We start from the raw sequence: 13937 nt of genomic DNA, 5'->3' as shown, positions 1-13937 counted from the left end.
TCTCTCCGCCCGGGAAACTCGGCTGCGGCCAGGGTTACGAGGCCCGTTTCGGCTGGCGGCCACGGCTTTCGGTCAATCCACTTGGCCGGGAGAACTCATCGGAAAAACTTCGTGCTGTGATGGGAGGAATGACTGCGGAGCAAAGAACATTCGGAGCCACCGGCAACTCATTAACCGCTAAGAGAACAGCCGAGGTTGATATGAAAACATGCCTTACCCAGAGGCCAACTGCGGCTACCTTAAGCTCTCATCTCCCATGACTCTCCGTGACGAGACCTGAAAGATGGCTGTGCCACCGGGCAATCGCAGGGACTCGAACCCGAAGGCGTACTTGTATAGTACGTCGCAGGGGGCGAGGACCGAGGACGCCCGGAAGGATAGTCATATTTCAGGTCGCAGTAGGCGAGTTGTGGGTGATGAGAGCTTGTATTTGCGACTATGTTCTTTGCGGAGCAGACCTTCCTGCCAGGCACCTCCGCCCGGAGAACTCGGATACGGCCAGGGTTACGATGCCCGTTTCGGCTGGCGGCCACGGCTTTCGGTCAATTCATCTGACCGGCAAAACTCATCGGAAAAACCTCGTGCTGTGATGGCAGGAATGCCTGGGGAGCAAAGAACATTCGGAGCCACCGACAACTCATTACCCGCTACCAGAAGAGCCGAGGTTATTATGGAAACATGACTTACCTAGAGATCAACTGAGGCTACCTTAAGCTCTCATCTCCCATGACTCTCCGTGACGAGACCTGAAAGATGGCTGTGCCACCGGGCAATCGCAGGGACTCGAACTCGAAGGCGTACTTGAATAGTACGTCGCAGGGGGCGAGGACCGAGGACGCCCGGAAGGATAGTCATATTTCAGGTCGCAGTAGGCGAGTTATGGGTGATGAGAGCTTGTATACGCGACTATGTTCTTTGCAGAGCAGGCCTTCCTGCCAGGCACCACCGCCCGGGGAGCTCGGCTACCGCTACGGCTACGATGCCCGTTTCCGTAAAGGGCTCGAGGCTGTGTGTTTTGTGACGAAGCCTGGTGCTTGCTACCCCGGCTGACTTCGTCGCCATTGCCCTTTCAGGACAATGCTCGCCGATCCTGATGCTTTACGGCTCAACGAGAAACAGCGTCTGGAGGTATCTGCGCTGCAGCGACTCTTCACTGACGTCACCCAGCTCCTCCTCCAGATGGCCGCAAAGGATTTCACAGAGAGGAGCCATTTGCTGGTTGTCTCGCCGGGCAAGAGCGCTGAGCCACTGGCAAAACTGCTGGCGGATCTGCCGGGCCACGCGTCTCGGCCTGCCAGTGGGCTCCCAGAGCTCCCCGAGAAACTGAATGACTTGCCTCAACTCAAGCGGCTGCAGAACAAATTCTTCTCCCTGCCAATTATGGACAAAAGCAGTGAGAACTGCGGTTTTCCAGGTAACCAGCGGAGTGCTCTCCGGCATGGAGCGCTGAAGTCGTCGCCAGCATGTCGGCCAGGTCTGTACCGGCAGCAATCCTTTAACCACCTCGCCTACTAGATGGGCCAACTGAACAACCCCGTCCAGAGCCAACACGTCAGCGTGAGATGAGAAATCGTCGTATAGAGGTTCTCCCGCAGTACCGCCCACATACCGCTTTGGCCTTTTCTGCAAGAGGCCCTGCAGCTGCGATGTCCACGGTTCTCCGAGAAACTCGATAGGCAAGCCGCACTGGCGAAGCCAGCTGATAACCAGTCTGTCAGCTTGCCTTCGGGTCTCGAATATCACCCCCACAGCTACCTGAAAGAGAGAGCCAACCGGGGCTTTCCTGAGCAATTCCCTTGCCTGCCCCAAATCACCATTGCTGAGAGCTTCGAGAGCAACACTCAGGTAACCGCTCACTTTACTGAGATTGGCAGTAATAGTTGTACTATCCTCCGGCACAATCCCGTCAGCCACCATAACCTGATTGGCAAGAGCGGCGAATTCCCGCCTGAGGCGCTCCACTTCAGGTTCACTGTCAATCTTCTCGAGAACTGCCCTGAGAAAGGTATGCTCTGGCTGCGCCAACAGAGGGTATGTTGGGGCGACTGGTGCCGCAGCCGGGACGCCGGCATATAGATAATCGTACTTTACCAGGCGATCTCTGAACTCTTCCATCTCCAGAGGGTCGTACACACTCAGGGCCTCGTCCAGGTCTGGGAATCCTTTCTCTGCCAGCCGACTTCGGCGAAAATGTAGCTGACTCTCTTCCAATTCTGCCAGAATATTCCAGTGAATCTCTTCGAGGATATTATGATACTGGAGCAGGTTCTCTGCTGCCAGTGCCTGCACCATTCTGGCAACCATATCTCGGGATTCCGGCACCAGAAAGTCGAGATAGTAGACCTGATCAACTGTAAACAGCTGCAGCAGTTCATGGCTGCTCTCTTCCTCTCCTGCCTTGTACACCCGCAAAAAGTTTTTTAAAATCAGGCAGATAAAACCAGGATCAGTTTCTCGCAGCCACTGTTTCATGGCTTCCTCGCCGCATTCATTGAGTAGAGAAAGCCACTCGAGCGCTTTGTCTGGTGCGAATCTGTCCCGCCGCCACAGTTCGAGATCCAGCAAATACTGGCGCTGCTCAGCCGAAGCCAGCTCCAGCAAAGGCAGGGCATCCTGGGCTCCCAGTTCTTTAAACATGAAATAGAAGTCTTCTTCTGCCATGGCCTGCACCAACTCTCTAGAGTGGAGGTCAGTCAAAAGCACTTGTAGGCGCTTCTTCGGCGGCAGACTTGCTGTTCGCTCAAGTTTGGCCGCCAGCATCTGCCGGGGAAAGTTATGCCGTTCCTGAGAGCCATTGAAGGACCAATCAGCAGGCATGGTCAAAGCACCTCCCCGTTTCCATCACCGACCAGCAAAAAACTAGTTGGCAAAAATCGCCGAGCATGCTATAAAGATACTAAGCCCCAATGAGCGCAAGCCATTACGGTCGGTCTTTCAAACATGCGAGACCTTACGGACGGGCCTAGTAACCCTGCCGAAGGGCAGAAATACCGGTACTTGTAGACAAGGCCGGGGGGAGAACGGTGGTTCGGAAAAAACCAGATGGCAACCGTTTGTTGGGGCGCACTTTTTCCTTGTCAACCGAGTAGGTCAGCAGCCAGCAGCCGCCCTACAGGCGGCTGCGACGGGATGGTGCTGCCTTTTCGCCTTCAAGTATAGCCTTTACCTTCCTATGTTCAGCCCGAAGACGGCGGAGTTCTTGCCCCATGGCATCCCGCTTTGTACCAGGAGGCTCACTCTGGAGTGAGCGTTCCAACTCCTCAACTTGTTGCTGCAGCCGGTAGAGCATTCTGGCAATTTCTCTGATAGCCATGTGTCAGCTCTTCCCATAGATTGCTGTCACGTCAACAAGCAATGCACCAACTGTTCCAGTCAAGGTTTGCCAGAGTGGAACCTGGTCAGGTCTCCTCTCTGCACTTTATGGTCAACATCCACAAAAAACGTCCTAACTATAGACATGTGTGGCTGCACCTCTACTATCTCTCCCCGGGCTATTTCCATCTCGTCCAGCTCGGTAAATCTTCCTGACTGCGGATCCCGGGCAGCTCGGCTGCGGTAAATTGCAACAGCTTGTCCTATTTCTCGTCTCGAGTCGCTGCCTCCGTCTATGTAAATCCTGCCGTCAGCGCAGACATCCAGGACCACACTCGGCAGATCGTCCTTGTCGATCTGGGGCGCAAAGGCTGTTCGCAGGCTTCTGCTGTAGTAAGAATAGGTGGGATCCTGCGGCCTGGCAGCATGGGCTCGATCGTAGGCAGCAACGGCCTCTTTGAACCTCCCTGTCTTCTCGTACACTACACCCAGGTTGCCATAAGCTATGGCCTCGTTCGGCATCTGTTGCACTGCTTCTAGAAAGAATTCCTCACCGGTATGCCATTCTCCCCGAGCGCAGGCCTGAATACCCTGGCGAAACAGTTGAGTCAGTTTGGGACTCGAACCTAGTAGTGGTGCCCTGAGAAGCCTCTGTACTGTTGCTCGCTGCGGCCGCAGCTGGTTGACGATCTCCCTCGCCATGGACCGTAGTAGCTTCTGTACTTCCTGGTTTACGTCCATGTGGTCGAGAAGAAAAGTTCGTCTTCGCAAGCGCCTCGCAACCCGCCGGCTCCAGATCGTTTCTCCCGTCCGAGCTACCACTATCCTGGCCTGCAAAGTCAAGCGCACCACCGCCTCCTCACAGGGCATCTCCACAACCTTCTCCGACTGTGGATAGGCCAGCAGGTAATAGAAGGCATCTGCTATCAGTGGATTTTCCTGGATGCCGATCCAGGTCAACTGTCTGTCAGCATCCTGTTGTGGTTCCCTGGTGGAAATCACCTTCCTGGTCTTTTTCTCTACCTGTACCACGTATTCGGTGATCTCCCCCAAGAACAAAGACTCCACCCCTGCCTGCTGAGCTATCATTTTCACTGAAGCAGCATCTCTGGCCAGGTAGCCTGGCACCTTGACAAGCAGCGGCCGTAAGGGCCCGCCAGTCAAACCTTTGTTGATCTCCCGGGCCAACTCTGAACCAACAATGTTCTGCCGCGGGCTGTCAATCTCCAGAATGCCAACAGTCTCGAGGTGGTACGGTTCGATGTCAGCAGGCCTTGTCAGGGAAATAGATATCAGATGATTGGCCACGGGTCCGCCGCAGCCCCAGAGGAGTTGCAGCGCCAACCCTAGCGACGCTATCTTCACTTTGCCGCTGGACCTCAGGCGCACCTTTCGTCCCAGAGAAATCTGTCCAGCCAACAAAGCTCCCAGCCAAGAAGCAGCTGCAGGACCTCTCGACAATGGCATCCTCCTTGTTGTCAATGCAAGCGCCGGAATAGTTGCGCTAAACTTATCCTGCTTGCTCGTTTTCCAGCTGCGCCAATCGACAACCGAGATCATAGGCCGCATCCAGCGCATGTTTCTGCTCTCTGACTGCCCCCATTTCGTCTGCCCCCCTCACCAGCAGCTCGCCTACACAGCGAACGTCAATGGCATCAAAAAAGTACCTCATGGTGAGCTTTATGCCTACAAAAAGTTTCCTGCCCCTGGTGGCCCCTACTGCAATGTAGGCACCCTGCCTCTCAGGCAAAGATGACACCGGCTCCTGCAGGAGATATCTCCTGGCCCACAGGGCCTGGCAGCGATCTATCATCGCTTTTGTCTGCGCAGAAACATTATAGAAAAATACCGGGGAGGCCACAACAAGTCGGTCATAACTCGTGATCTTCCCAAGCAATGGTTGCATATCATCATCAATGGCACACACCCCGGCTTTGGCACACTGATATATTTCAAGGCATGGACTGATTCTGAGATCTCGCAGAACAACTTTTTCTGTTGTGAGACCACAGCCACGGGCGCCTCTGATGGTCTGATCCAATAAAATTTCACTGTTGCCACCGCGTCTAGGGCTGCCGAGGATTGCCAACAATTTCACTGTCTGTGCCTTCGAGTAATCTGAAAATTGGAGTAAATGGAACTATCAACGCTGTGCAAAATAATAGCCTTGAAGCAATACTTTTGCTTTCATTGGCTGAAACCAATCTGCATTTTCTTGTCTCAAAGATACTGCTCCAGCCCTTTCTGTCGAAGCAGCTCCAAAACTTTTCCTACATCCTGGGCTCTGTTCTTCGGACAAACGAGCAGTGCATCACCGCTGTCCACCACTATGAGATCGTCAACGCCGAGAAGCACACATAGTCGTTGCTTGCTGTAAACCACGTTTTGTTTGGCTTCCACCGCCACCAGAGTCCCCTGAAAAGCATTGTGGTTCTCATCCCGGGGCCACAGCTGTGCCACCGCAGCCCAGCTTCCCACATCGTTCCAACCAAAATCGCCTGGAATCATGAGTACATTCCTGGCTTTCTCCATTACGCCATAATCGATGGAAATGCTCTGTAGGTCGGGATAGACCGCTGCCATACGTTGGTCAAAATCTGCCGACTCCAGAGCTGGCTCCAACTTTTGCAACCCTGCATAAAGATCCGGCAGGTAGAGTTGGAGCGCCTCCAGAATTGTTCTTGCTTTCCAGATAAAAATTCCACTGTTCCAGAAGAAGCCTCCTTGCCGAAGATACTCTGCTGCCCTTTCTCGGTTCGGCTTTTCATGGAAAGATTTCACTGTGTAGAGCTGGTCGTTCCCGAGCCGTAGCTTGGGCTCACCAACCTCGATATAGCCGTAGCCAGTCTCAGGAGCTGTGGGTCGTATGCCAATAGTGATGAGAACATCCTTGAGCAAGGCTGCCTCTGCCGCTCTCTTCAAGGTTTTGACAAACAAAGCTTCATCCACAATAAGGTGGTCGGCCGGCATCACCAACATGACGCCATCCCGGTCCCGTTTGCGTACCAGCAGCGCAGCGAGACCGATACAGGCAGCAGTGTTCCTGCCGACAGGTTCCAGGATGATGTTCTCCGCTGGCAGCTGCTCCAGTTGAGCTCGCACCTCACGACCGTGTGACTTGCCTGCAATTATCAAGATGTATTGCGGGGACACCAGCTCTCTGATTCGGGCCACTGTCTGCTGCAGCATGGATCGACTACCAGTAATGTTCAACAGTTGTTTGGGCCTTTTCTCCCTGCTTCTAGGCCAGAATCTGGTTCCTTTGCCTCCAGCCATGATCACTGCATGCATACGCTGCTCACCTCCGCAAGACGACAGGTCAACCTCAGACGAACTTTTTTAGTATAGAAGGAAAGTCGTCTCAACAGCAAGAGGCGACTTGCACAAAGATCGCCTCCCTGTCTCTTTTGCAGCTGTCCAGCCGAGATTCAAAGGAAAGATGCTTGTGGTCGACACCAATACGACTGCTGAGTGGCATATTGGGGCAACATATGTTACATTAGGGTGTCATGTTCTGCTAACACCTTAGAGAAAGCTAATGACTGCTGGCAATGATCAAGAAAAAATTGGCGAGCGCTTGCAGCGTTTCAGAGAAATCCGCGGCATCACGCGGACCGTTCTGGCGCAAAAATTGGGTATGACTGAAACTGACCTAGTGGAAGTTGAAGCAGGCAGAAAGCCTCTTAGCAAGAAAAGTGTCGAGACCTTGAGAGAGGTGTTTTCTCTCGACCCTGGCTGGCTATTCGGCGGCAAGCACTCGTTTTGAAGCTTCTGCACTCGGCGCCTTGGAACACTATTCCCTCTGTAGCGGCGTGCAGGATACTGCAGAGGGACAGCTGATTCCTTCCCGCAACTGTGCCGTGTTTCAGACTCCAGTTTATCCTGTGTGTCACTGGCATGAAGAGATATTACCTGACACTGGAAAAGGGACCGCTTCATAAGAGCATTTATCCCCTGGAGGGTCCTGTTACAATAGGCCGCAGCCCGGAGAACACCATCACCCTGGCAGACCACAAGGTTTCACGTTCACACGCCAGGATCAGCTTTCAGGAAAGCGGCTGGGTAGTAGAGGATCTGGGCAGCATCAACGGGGTTTTGTTCGCTGGCAAACGCGTGGCCAGGAGAACGTTGAAGGCAGGCGATACATTCTCCATCGGAGATGCTGTCTTCAGCCTCATAGAACAGCAGGTTCCCAGCGGATCAGAGCAACTCACCAACACCCTGGAGATCTTTGCGGCTACCGGTCAATATGAAACTCTGCCACCTGCCTCTGAGGGCCGGAGTCCTGAACCACAGCGGTTCAGAGACGTTCTCATGGCCACACCCTTGTTTGCCCCCCTTGAACAGAGCGAACAGGATCAACTGTTGGAAGAAGCCAATCTCCATGTGTTTCACTCTGGTGAACTCATTATGCGCGAGGGAGACCCAGGCCGTTCTCTCTATGTTATTCTCCGCGGCCGGGCCAAGGTGTTTGTTACTGACCTGCAAGGCAAGCAACTCCAGGTGGCTATGCTCGGCCCCAAAGAATTTTTCGGTGAGATGGCCTTTCTCACAGGTGGTCCACGCATGACGTCGGTGATGGCTGTCCAGGAGACTCTATTGAGCGAGTTCAGTTATACCCGCCTGCGCAAATTCATCTTGCGCTACCGCCAACTGAAAGAGATGTTAGTGAAATATTATCAGGAGCGGTTGGAGGACTTGAATGTGAAGCGAGCCGTTGCCGGCATCAAGGAAAGGAGGCGTTATCCCCGCTTACGGGAACAACTGCCTGTTGCCCTGTTTGTCACCTCAGAAGAGGGAAAACAGGCAACCCAGATAGATGTGGCCTTTGATGCCACCTCCATTGATATATCCCTCACCGGTATGCTCATACAAGCAAAGGGCGGAGAGTTGGAGAAAACTCTGGTGCTCGACTCTCCGGTAACTTTAGAGATCAACCTGCCAGCGCCCTGGGGCGGCATTCTTGCCCCCGGGGTTGTCCGTTGGCTCAAACCTGAAGCTGATACCTGGCAGGTCGGTATAGAATTTAGTCAACTCCCTGAAATCGCAGCCCGGAAGTTGAAAGACTTCATATATGGCTGAAGTTGTCCTGTCCCTGACCAAGTCCTTCGATTCATAAGTTCTATGACGAACTTGTTTACTGAGGACTTAGTGCTGAGTGAGCAATTGCTTCGAGGCAAATCATCAGAATACGTCCCTGCATTTGCAAATCGGAGTACAAAAGGCTGATTCAAAGCAGTCAGAGGCAAAGATAGGAGATCCTTCATGCAACAAAGACTCGTGGTGGTGGGAGGCGGCGCTGGCGGTCCCAGTGCAGCAGCAAAAGCAAAAAGAGTCCAGCCGGATATGGAGGTCACCATAATCGAAGGCGGCGAGCACGTTTCCTTTTCTGCCTGACCTACCCCTTATTACATCGGTGATGTAATCAGAGACGAGAGCAAACTCATTGCCAGGACACCGGAGGCTTTTGCAAAATCAGGCATCACAGTTAAACTCCACAGCCGCGTGGAGACCCTCGAACTCGATTCACGTCAAGTTCGACTTGGCGATGGCCATGTGATGCCCTTCGATTACCTGGTACTGGCTACCGGCGCCCGCCCACGGCTACCACAGGTGCCTGGCGTGGCTCACCAGGGGATCTTCACCCTGAGAAATGTTGCCAACGCTATACGTCTAAAACGCTACCTCATTGAACATAATGCTACAAGAGCCCTGGTCATAGGCGCTGGTCTGATCGCTTTGGAAATGTGTGAGGCCTTCAGATCGCTGGGACTGGAAACCACACTCGTCTACCGCAAGGACCTGCCCATGAGGCGGTTGGGCACAGACTTCGGCGAGAAAATACGGCAAGAACTTGAACGAAATAATGTCTATTTCCTTCCCCATACGGAGATATTGGGTTTCGATAAAGTTGGCAAGCACCAGATTGTCACCCACACCAATAATGGAGAGCTGCCCAGCGATCTGGTCCTTGTGGGCATGGGTGTGCTGCCAGAAGTTGAACTCGCAGCGGCTGCTGGCATCAAGATAGGCCCAACTGGGGCAATTGCGGTAGACCAACACCTGCAGACCAACATCTCCCGGATATATGCGGCAGGAGACTGTTGCGAGTGTCTACACCTTGTCAGCCGTCAGCCCGTACACATGCCACTGGGCGACATTGCCAATAAACAGGGCCGCATTGCTGGAGCTCACATCGGCGGCCAGGAGGTCTCCTTTCCAGGAATTGTAGGTTCAATCTGTTGCAAAGTATTTGACCTGGAGATTGCCAGTACTGGTCTCAGCGAGGAAGAGGCAAAGAGAATCGGCCTGCAGGCCTCTTCTGTTATCATCCAGGGCTTTTCGAAGGCACACAGTTTTCCTGGAGCAACTAGACTGTGGCTGCGGCTTGTAGCGGAGCCATCCAGCGGCCGCCTCCTCGGGGCGCAGGCCATAGGGGGCAATGGAGTAGTCGCCAGGATCAACATACTGGCAGCAGCTCTCACAGCAGGGCTCGAGCTGGAACAGCTGGCTTATATGGATCTGGCCTACGCCCCACCATTCTCAGGCGCCTGGGACCCTATACACATCGCCGCGCAACAACTGCTCAAATGACAGGGCGGCCGGCAGAAAAACGACCAGAATAGAAAGAATAAGATCCGTGAAAGTACTTCTTCACATGTGCTGTGCCCCATGCGCTCTCTACCCTCTCCGAACTCTCCGGCACGAGGGGCACGAGGTCTTTGGTTTTTTCTTCAATCCAAACATTCATCCTTACCAGGAATATCAGCGGCGGAGAGATACAGTCAGACAATATGCAGAAAAAGCAACTCTTAAAGTTATCTACAGAGATGAATACGACGTGGTGTCCTTTCTCAGGCAGGTGGTATTCCGCGAATCGCAGCGCTGCCACTACTGCTATCACTTAAGGCTCCATGCTGCGGCGCGACTGGCTAAAAAAAGTCGCATGTCCGCTTTTACCACTACCTTGCTTTACAGCAAGCACCAGAAGCATGACCTGGTCAGAGAGATAGGCGAGGAGGCGAGCCGCCGATACGGCGTGGCCTTTCTCTACCGGGACTTTCGCGAGGGATGGCAAGAGGGCATTGAAAAATCAAAGGAGCTCGGTCTCTACCGGCAGCTTTACTGCGGCTGTATCTACAGTGAACAGGAAAGGTTCATCTGAGCCTTCTTGCACAAACTGAGTCAGTACTCGTATACAAAAACCCGATGAAGCGAAGGCGCCCGCAGCAGGCTGTCGATTTTTTGCTGTATTTCCTGGCGTTCTTTATTGGACTCCCAGCTCTTCCAGTTGTCCAGACTGTTCCAGGTACTGATCACCAGATACTCGTTTGGGTCATCTAGAGCTCGCAGGGTTTCACCTGATATATAGCCGGCAGCGTGCATTGCTTTGCTCCGCAGTTGCATGAGAAGTTCACCGAGGGCCACCTCATTGCCGGGTATAATCTTTCTCTGGATCAGCACTCGCACGGCCATCACTTCCCTCCTTCCTTCTGAATGGCGATGATCTTTCTCCTCGAGACGGCCAGACTTATCTAGATCCTCCCTTGTGTTCGAATATAACACACTTTCTTTACACATCGAAGCAGGGAAGTCCTGTCAAATTACGGTGCTAAAAGAATTTAACAGAAGTGGAGGGCAAAGGGAAAGAACAGGCGATGGCACTGAGTGGAAAACAAGTACACCCACAAACAAAATAGTGCCCGAGCAACCTGGGCAACATTATAACATTACTTTATGATCGTTCAGCTGGTGACTCTAGTCCCCAGGGAGCTTTGCTCCTAGGAGAACATTCTCCAGTGTCAGGGCAAATAGCTTCTCTCTCAGGACATTACTCATGGTTTGCCAGACATCTCTGGTGGGGCACTCCTGATGACGATCACACAGCTCCGGGGTCTTGACACAATCCACCAGTGACAGATCGCCTTCAAGAACTTCTATTACCTGGCCCACGCTGATCTCCGCTGGGGCAAGGGCCAGCCGGTACCCCCCCCGGGCCCCACGCACACTGCTGATCAGACCAGAAGCCTTCAGAGGAATAATCAATTGTTCGAGATATTTCACCGATAGATTTTGCCGTCTGGCGATCTCTCCCAGCGGGATAGGCCCATTGTCATAGTGCTTGGCAAGGTCGACCATCAGGCGGGTGCCGTATCTGCCTCTGGTAGAAAGCTTCATAGTGCTCTCCTAGATAATATATTAATGAAATAGGCATATTTTAATATATAGCAGCAATTGCAGGACATGTCAAAACAAGAATATCAGATTCTTCCCTGTTTTTTCAGCCAAGTGTGTTGTTTCACAAATACTGGCCCTTGACAACCACAGTCAGGCTTTACTTGCTCAGTGCTATCAACTGCCAGGCGAAAAATTAACCTCGGTATGCTCTCTAGAGAAGCAGAGATGGTTACACACTGCAACAACAATGCTATAAAATAGCAGACTACAAGTGAAACAGGTGGAACCCTTGAACTAATCTCTGCCACTGTGTGCAGGGCGGGCCATATGAAAAAAAGCAACCCACCGAAGTACCTCAAGGCACATGTTCGGGCCCTGTACCAGCGCATAGCGGCCTGCGGCTCGGCAAATCTGAGCAGAGCGCCTGTTGCCTCTGGAGCACAGCTGGCTGCAATCCTCGGATACCCTGTGCAGCGAATGAACTTGCCGGCTGAAGCCTGGCAGCTATTCGCCGCCTGCGGCAACCCGCTTCAGGGTGTGGAAGTTGGCCTGCACTGGCGCGTCTTAGACCTCGGCTGCGGTGTGGGAATCGATGCTCAATTGGTGGCAACCGGGCTCAAGAGGCCCGGCCTGGTGGTTGGCCTCGATCTTACCCTGGAAATGGTGCAGCTGGCCAACACTTACTGCGGCGAAAAAGCAAGCAAACGGTGCCTCTGGGTCGTGGCCGACGGCGAAGATATCCCTTGCAAAGAAGAAACCTTCAACCTTGTGGTAGCCAACGGTTCCTTCAACCTTATGCCGCACAAGGAGCGCGCCCTGACAGAGATATTCCGAGTTCTCCTTCCGGGCGGTCTCCTGGTGATCGTCGACCTTGTGCGGCTGGCCGAGGTGGAAGGCCTGGATCAGGCGGCCGAAGATGCCTGGACCTGGTGCCTGGCAGGCGCCCTGTCTGCGGCTGAATTTGACTCCCTTTTTGACGGGGCGGGCTTCTGCCGCTGGGAACTGCAGCACATCAGCTCCTTTGAGCCCTTCGCCTCTGTGCGGCTGCTCGCTCATAAAGAACAGCGGCCGTTGTAAGCAGCCCGCCTCTACCACATCTTCCCTGCGCAGACAAGCGCCAGATCTCGAATAGGGCTGGCCTGTTTCTGCTAGGTCTCGTCTTTGCGACCGCCCGTCCCATACCCTGTTGCCATCTCGCTGGCAATGCGTTGCAACAGAATACTGCTGGATATGTGCGGCTCCAGCTTCACCCGCACCACCCGGCCCCCGGCAGCCTCGACCTCGGAAGCACCAACTATGTCCTGCCGCTGCCAGTCTGCCCCTTTCACCAGCACATCTGGCTTCAATTGGCGCACAAGTTCCAATGGATCAAGCTCGTCGAAGATAGTAACCAGATCAACTGCCGCCAGGGCCGCCACAATTTCTGCCCTCTCGTCTTCGGGGACAATGGGACGGGGCGGCCCCTTCAACTCCCGGACTGAACGGTCGCTGTTGACCGCCACCACCAGGCGATCTCCCTGACATCTCGCCTTGTGCAGGTAGCGAATGTGACCTATATGCAGCAGATCAAAACAGCCATTGGTAAAGACAATCTGTTTGCCAGCCGTGTGCAGGGAATGCACTTGCCGCCTGAGTTCGCTGCGATCCAAAACCTTGCGGCCTGGTTCTATCATTACTCCCCCTGGAAGATCCCTATAGTGCCAGCCTTTTGTTGTTCAAAGCATTGCCGTCCGGGCCACTGTCAGGACAAAAACGGTTTTGGCGCCGTGTCTCTTGAGGACCTGAGCACATTGATTCACCGTTTCACCAGTTGTCATCACATCATCCACCAGGAGCAGAGTTTTTCCTTTAAACTCCTTTGCACCTCGAATCCGGAAGGCCCCCCTCACATTGGCCCTTCTCTGACTTCGGCTCAAGCCCACTTGCGGGTCGGTCTGTCTTACCCGCCGTAACTCCTGGTATTTTACAGGTATCTTCAGATCCCTTCCCAGATGGTGCGCCAGAATGGCAGCCTGGTTAAAGCCGCGAGTGCGCAGCCGCGTCCTATGAAGCGGCACTGGCACCACAAAATCGATGGCCGCCGTTTGGCCGATCTCTTGGCAACAGGGCTGTAGCAGTTGCACCAGTGCCCTGGCCAGAAAAGTCTTGCCCTCATACTTGAAGGAATGCAACACCTGGCGAAGCAAGCCGCGGTAGACGCCAGCCGCCCTTGCTCTGTCAAAATGGTAGCTGCCGATGAGACAATCTCCGCACAGATATGACTTTGTGGCTGCCAGGGGAAGAGGAAGACCGCAATCAGGACAGTATGGCTGTCTGATCAGTTCCAGCCTGGATGCGCACTTGCAACAGAAAGCCCCCTGCGCAGGAGGCGGCAGGGGCTGACCACATCCTGCACAGATGGGAGGATATAGAAAGAAAATGAGTTCTCGCAAGAAGTTGCCCACGTA

At 53.7% G+C, this 13937-nt stretch carries 15 protein-coding genes; 6 read left to right on the top strand and 9 right to left on the bottom strand.

Annotated features, from left to right (window positions below; genetic code table 11):
* Nucleotides 1-1098 precede the first annotated feature (1098 nt).
* The 5 genes from JRI89_07395 to JRI89_07375 form a co-directional block, all read right to left on the bottom strand.
* Nucleotides 1099-2817, bottom strand: a complete 1719-nt coding sequence (locus tag JRI89_07395) for a hypothetical protein (GenBank protein ID MBW2071067.1) — start codon at nt 2815-2817, stop codon at nt 1099-1101.
* A gap of 292 nt (nt 2818-3109) precedes the next feature.
* Nucleotides 3110-3313, bottom strand: a complete 204-nt coding sequence (locus tag JRI89_07390; GenBank protein MBW2071066.1) for a hypothetical protein — start codon at nt 3311-3313, stop codon at nt 3110-3112.
* A gap of 59 nt (nt 3314-3372) precedes the next feature.
* On the bottom strand, nt 3373-4773 hold the full coding sequence (locus JRI89_07385; protein ID MBW2071065.1) for a tetratricopeptide repeat protein: 1401 nt from the start codon (nt 4771-4773) through the stop codon (nt 3373-3375).
* Nucleotides 4774-4822: 49 nt separating this feature from the next.
* Entirely contained in the window at nt 4823-5410 is a 588-nt protein-coding gene (locus JRI89_07380) for a flavodoxin family protein (protein MBW2071064.1), read from the bottom strand.
* Nucleotides 5411-5532: 122 nt separating this feature from the next.
* Nucleotides 5533-6603 carry an NTP transferase domain-containing protein gene (locus tag JRI89_07375; protein ID MBW2071063.1) on the bottom strand — a complete coding sequence of 357 codons (1071 nt, stop codon included), beginning with the start codon at nt 6601-6603 and terminating at the stop codon, nt 5533-5535.
* Between the two features lie 247 nt (nt 6604-6850).
* Here JRI89_07375 and JRI89_07370 point away from each other — a divergent pair, with 247 nt between their 5' ends.
* The 5 genes from JRI89_07370 (at nt 6851) to JRI89_07350 (ending at nt 10477) form a co-directional block, all read left to right on the top strand.
* Nucleotides 6851-7078: a helix-turn-helix transcriptional regulator gene (locus JRI89_07370; protein ID MBW2071062.1), complete on the top strand. Its 228-nt coding sequence runs from the start codon at nt 6851-6853 to the stop codon at nt 7076-7078.
* A 131-nt stretch (nt 7079-7209) separates the two neighbouring features.
* A complete protein-coding gene (locus JRI89_07365) occupies nt 7210-8394 on the top strand; it encodes a cyclic nucleotide-binding domain-containing protein (protein ID MBW2071061.1) in 1185 nt (394 codons plus the stop codon).
* 183 nt (nt 8395-8577) lie between these two features.
* Nucleotides 8578-8709 (top strand): NAD(P)-binding protein, encoded by a 132-nt coding sequence (locus JRI89_07360; GenBank protein ID MBW2071060.1) that lies wholly within the window; start codon nt 8578-8580, stop codon nt 8707-8709.
* A gap of 108 nt (nt 8710-8817) precedes the next feature.
* Nucleotides 8818-9906, top strand: a complete 1089-nt coding sequence (locus JRI89_07355) for an FAD-dependent oxidoreductase (GenBank protein ID MBW2071059.1) — start codon at nt 8818-8820, stop codon at nt 9904-9906.
* A gap of 46 nt (nt 9907-9952) precedes the next feature.
* Nucleotides 9953-10477, top strand: a complete 525-nt coding sequence (locus JRI89_07350; GenBank protein ID MBW2071058.1) for an epoxyqueuosine reductase QueH — start codon at nt 9953-9955, stop codon at nt 10475-10477.
* 20 nt (nt 10478-10497) lie between these two features.
* On the opposite strand, the gene JRI89_07345 is transcribed toward JRI89_07350, so the two are convergent.
* The gene (locus JRI89_07345) at nt 10498-10788 is read right to left on the bottom strand and encodes an antibiotic biosynthesis monooxygenase (GenBank protein ID MBW2071057.1); all 291 of its coding nucleotides are present in this window, start codon (nt 10786-10788) and stop codon (nt 10498-10500) included.
* Between the two features lie 282 nt (nt 10789-11070).
* Complete coding sequence (locus JRI89_07340; protein MBW2071056.1) at nt 11071-11490, bottom strand: Rrf2 family transcriptional regulator; 420 nt, start codon at nt 11488-11490, stop codon at nt 11071-11073.
* A gap of 327 nt (nt 11491-11817) precedes the next feature.
* Between JRI89_07340 and JRI89_07335 the strand changes: the two genes are divergently transcribed.
* Nucleotides 11818-12567, top strand: a complete 750-nt coding sequence (locus JRI89_07335) for a methyltransferase domain-containing protein (protein MBW2071055.1) — start codon at nt 11818-11820, stop codon at nt 12565-12567.
* 71 nt (nt 12568-12638) lie between these two features.
* Here JRI89_07335 and rfaE2 read toward each other — a convergent pair whose 3' ends face one another.
* Complete coding sequence (rfaE2, locus tag JRI89_07330; protein ID MBW2071054.1) at nt 12639-13163, bottom strand: D-glycero-beta-D-manno-heptose 1-phosphate adenylyltransferase; 525 nt, start codon at nt 13161-13163, stop codon at nt 12639-12641.
* Nucleotides 13164-13205: 42 nt separating this feature from the next.
* Nucleotides 13206-13934: a ComF family protein gene (locus tag JRI89_07325; GenBank protein MBW2071053.1), complete on the bottom strand. Its 729-nt coding sequence runs from the start codon at nt 13932-13934 to the stop codon at nt 13206-13208.
* Nucleotides 13935-13937 lie beyond the last annotated feature (3 nt).

The organism is Deltaproteobacteria bacterium (genome assembly GCA_019309045.1).
GTDB lineage: Bacteria > Desulfobacterota > Syntrophobacteria > BM002 > BM002 > JAFDGZ01.
The sequence above is the reverse complement of the archived record's forward strand: the minus strand, read 5'-3'. Positions and strand labels throughout refer to the sequence as shown.

What these genes read in the sequence shown, in the direction of transcription:
- JRI89_07395 (MBW2071067.1), bottom strand. Translation starts at nt 2,817, where the DNA reads ATGCCTGCTGATTGGTCCTTCAATGGCTCTCAGGAACGGCATAACTTT.
- JRI89_07360 (MBW2071060.1), top strand. Translation starts at nt 8,578, where the DNA reads ATGCAACAAAGACTCGTGGTGGTGGGAGGCGGCGCTGGCGGTCCCAGT.
- JRI89_07365 (MBW2071061.1), top strand. Translation starts at nt 7,210, where the DNA reads ATGAAGAGATATTACCTGACACTGGAAAAGGGACCGCTTCATAAGAGC.
- JRI89_07390 (MBW2071066.1), bottom strand. Translation starts at nt 3,313, where the DNA reads ATGGCTATCAGAGAAATTGCCAGAATGCTCTACCGGCTGCAGCAACAA.
- JRI89_07340 (MBW2071056.1), bottom strand. Translation starts at nt 11,490, where the DNA reads ATGAAGCTTTCTACCAGAGGCAGATACGGCACCCGCCTGATGGTCGAC.
- JRI89_07370 (MBW2071062.1), top strand. Translation starts at nt 6,851, where the DNA reads ATGACTGCTGGCAATGATCAAGAAAAAATTGGCGAGCGCTTGCAGCGT.
- JRI89_07375 (MBW2071063.1), bottom strand. Translation starts at nt 6,603, where the DNA reads ATGCATGCAGTGATCATGGCTGGAGGCAAAGGAACCAGATTCTGGCCT.
- JRI89_07345 (MBW2071057.1), bottom strand. Translation starts at nt 10,788, where the DNA reads ATGGCCGTGCGAGTGCTGATCCAGAGAAAGATTATACCCGGCAATGAG.
- JRI89_07335 (MBW2071055.1), top strand. Translation starts at nt 11,818, where the DNA reads ATGAAAAAAAGCAACCCACCGAAGTACCTCAAGGCACATGTTCGGGCC.
- rfaE2 (MBW2071054.1), bottom strand. Translation starts at nt 13,163, where the DNA reads ATGATAGAACCAGGCCGCAAGGTTTTGGATCGCAGCGAACTCAGGCGG.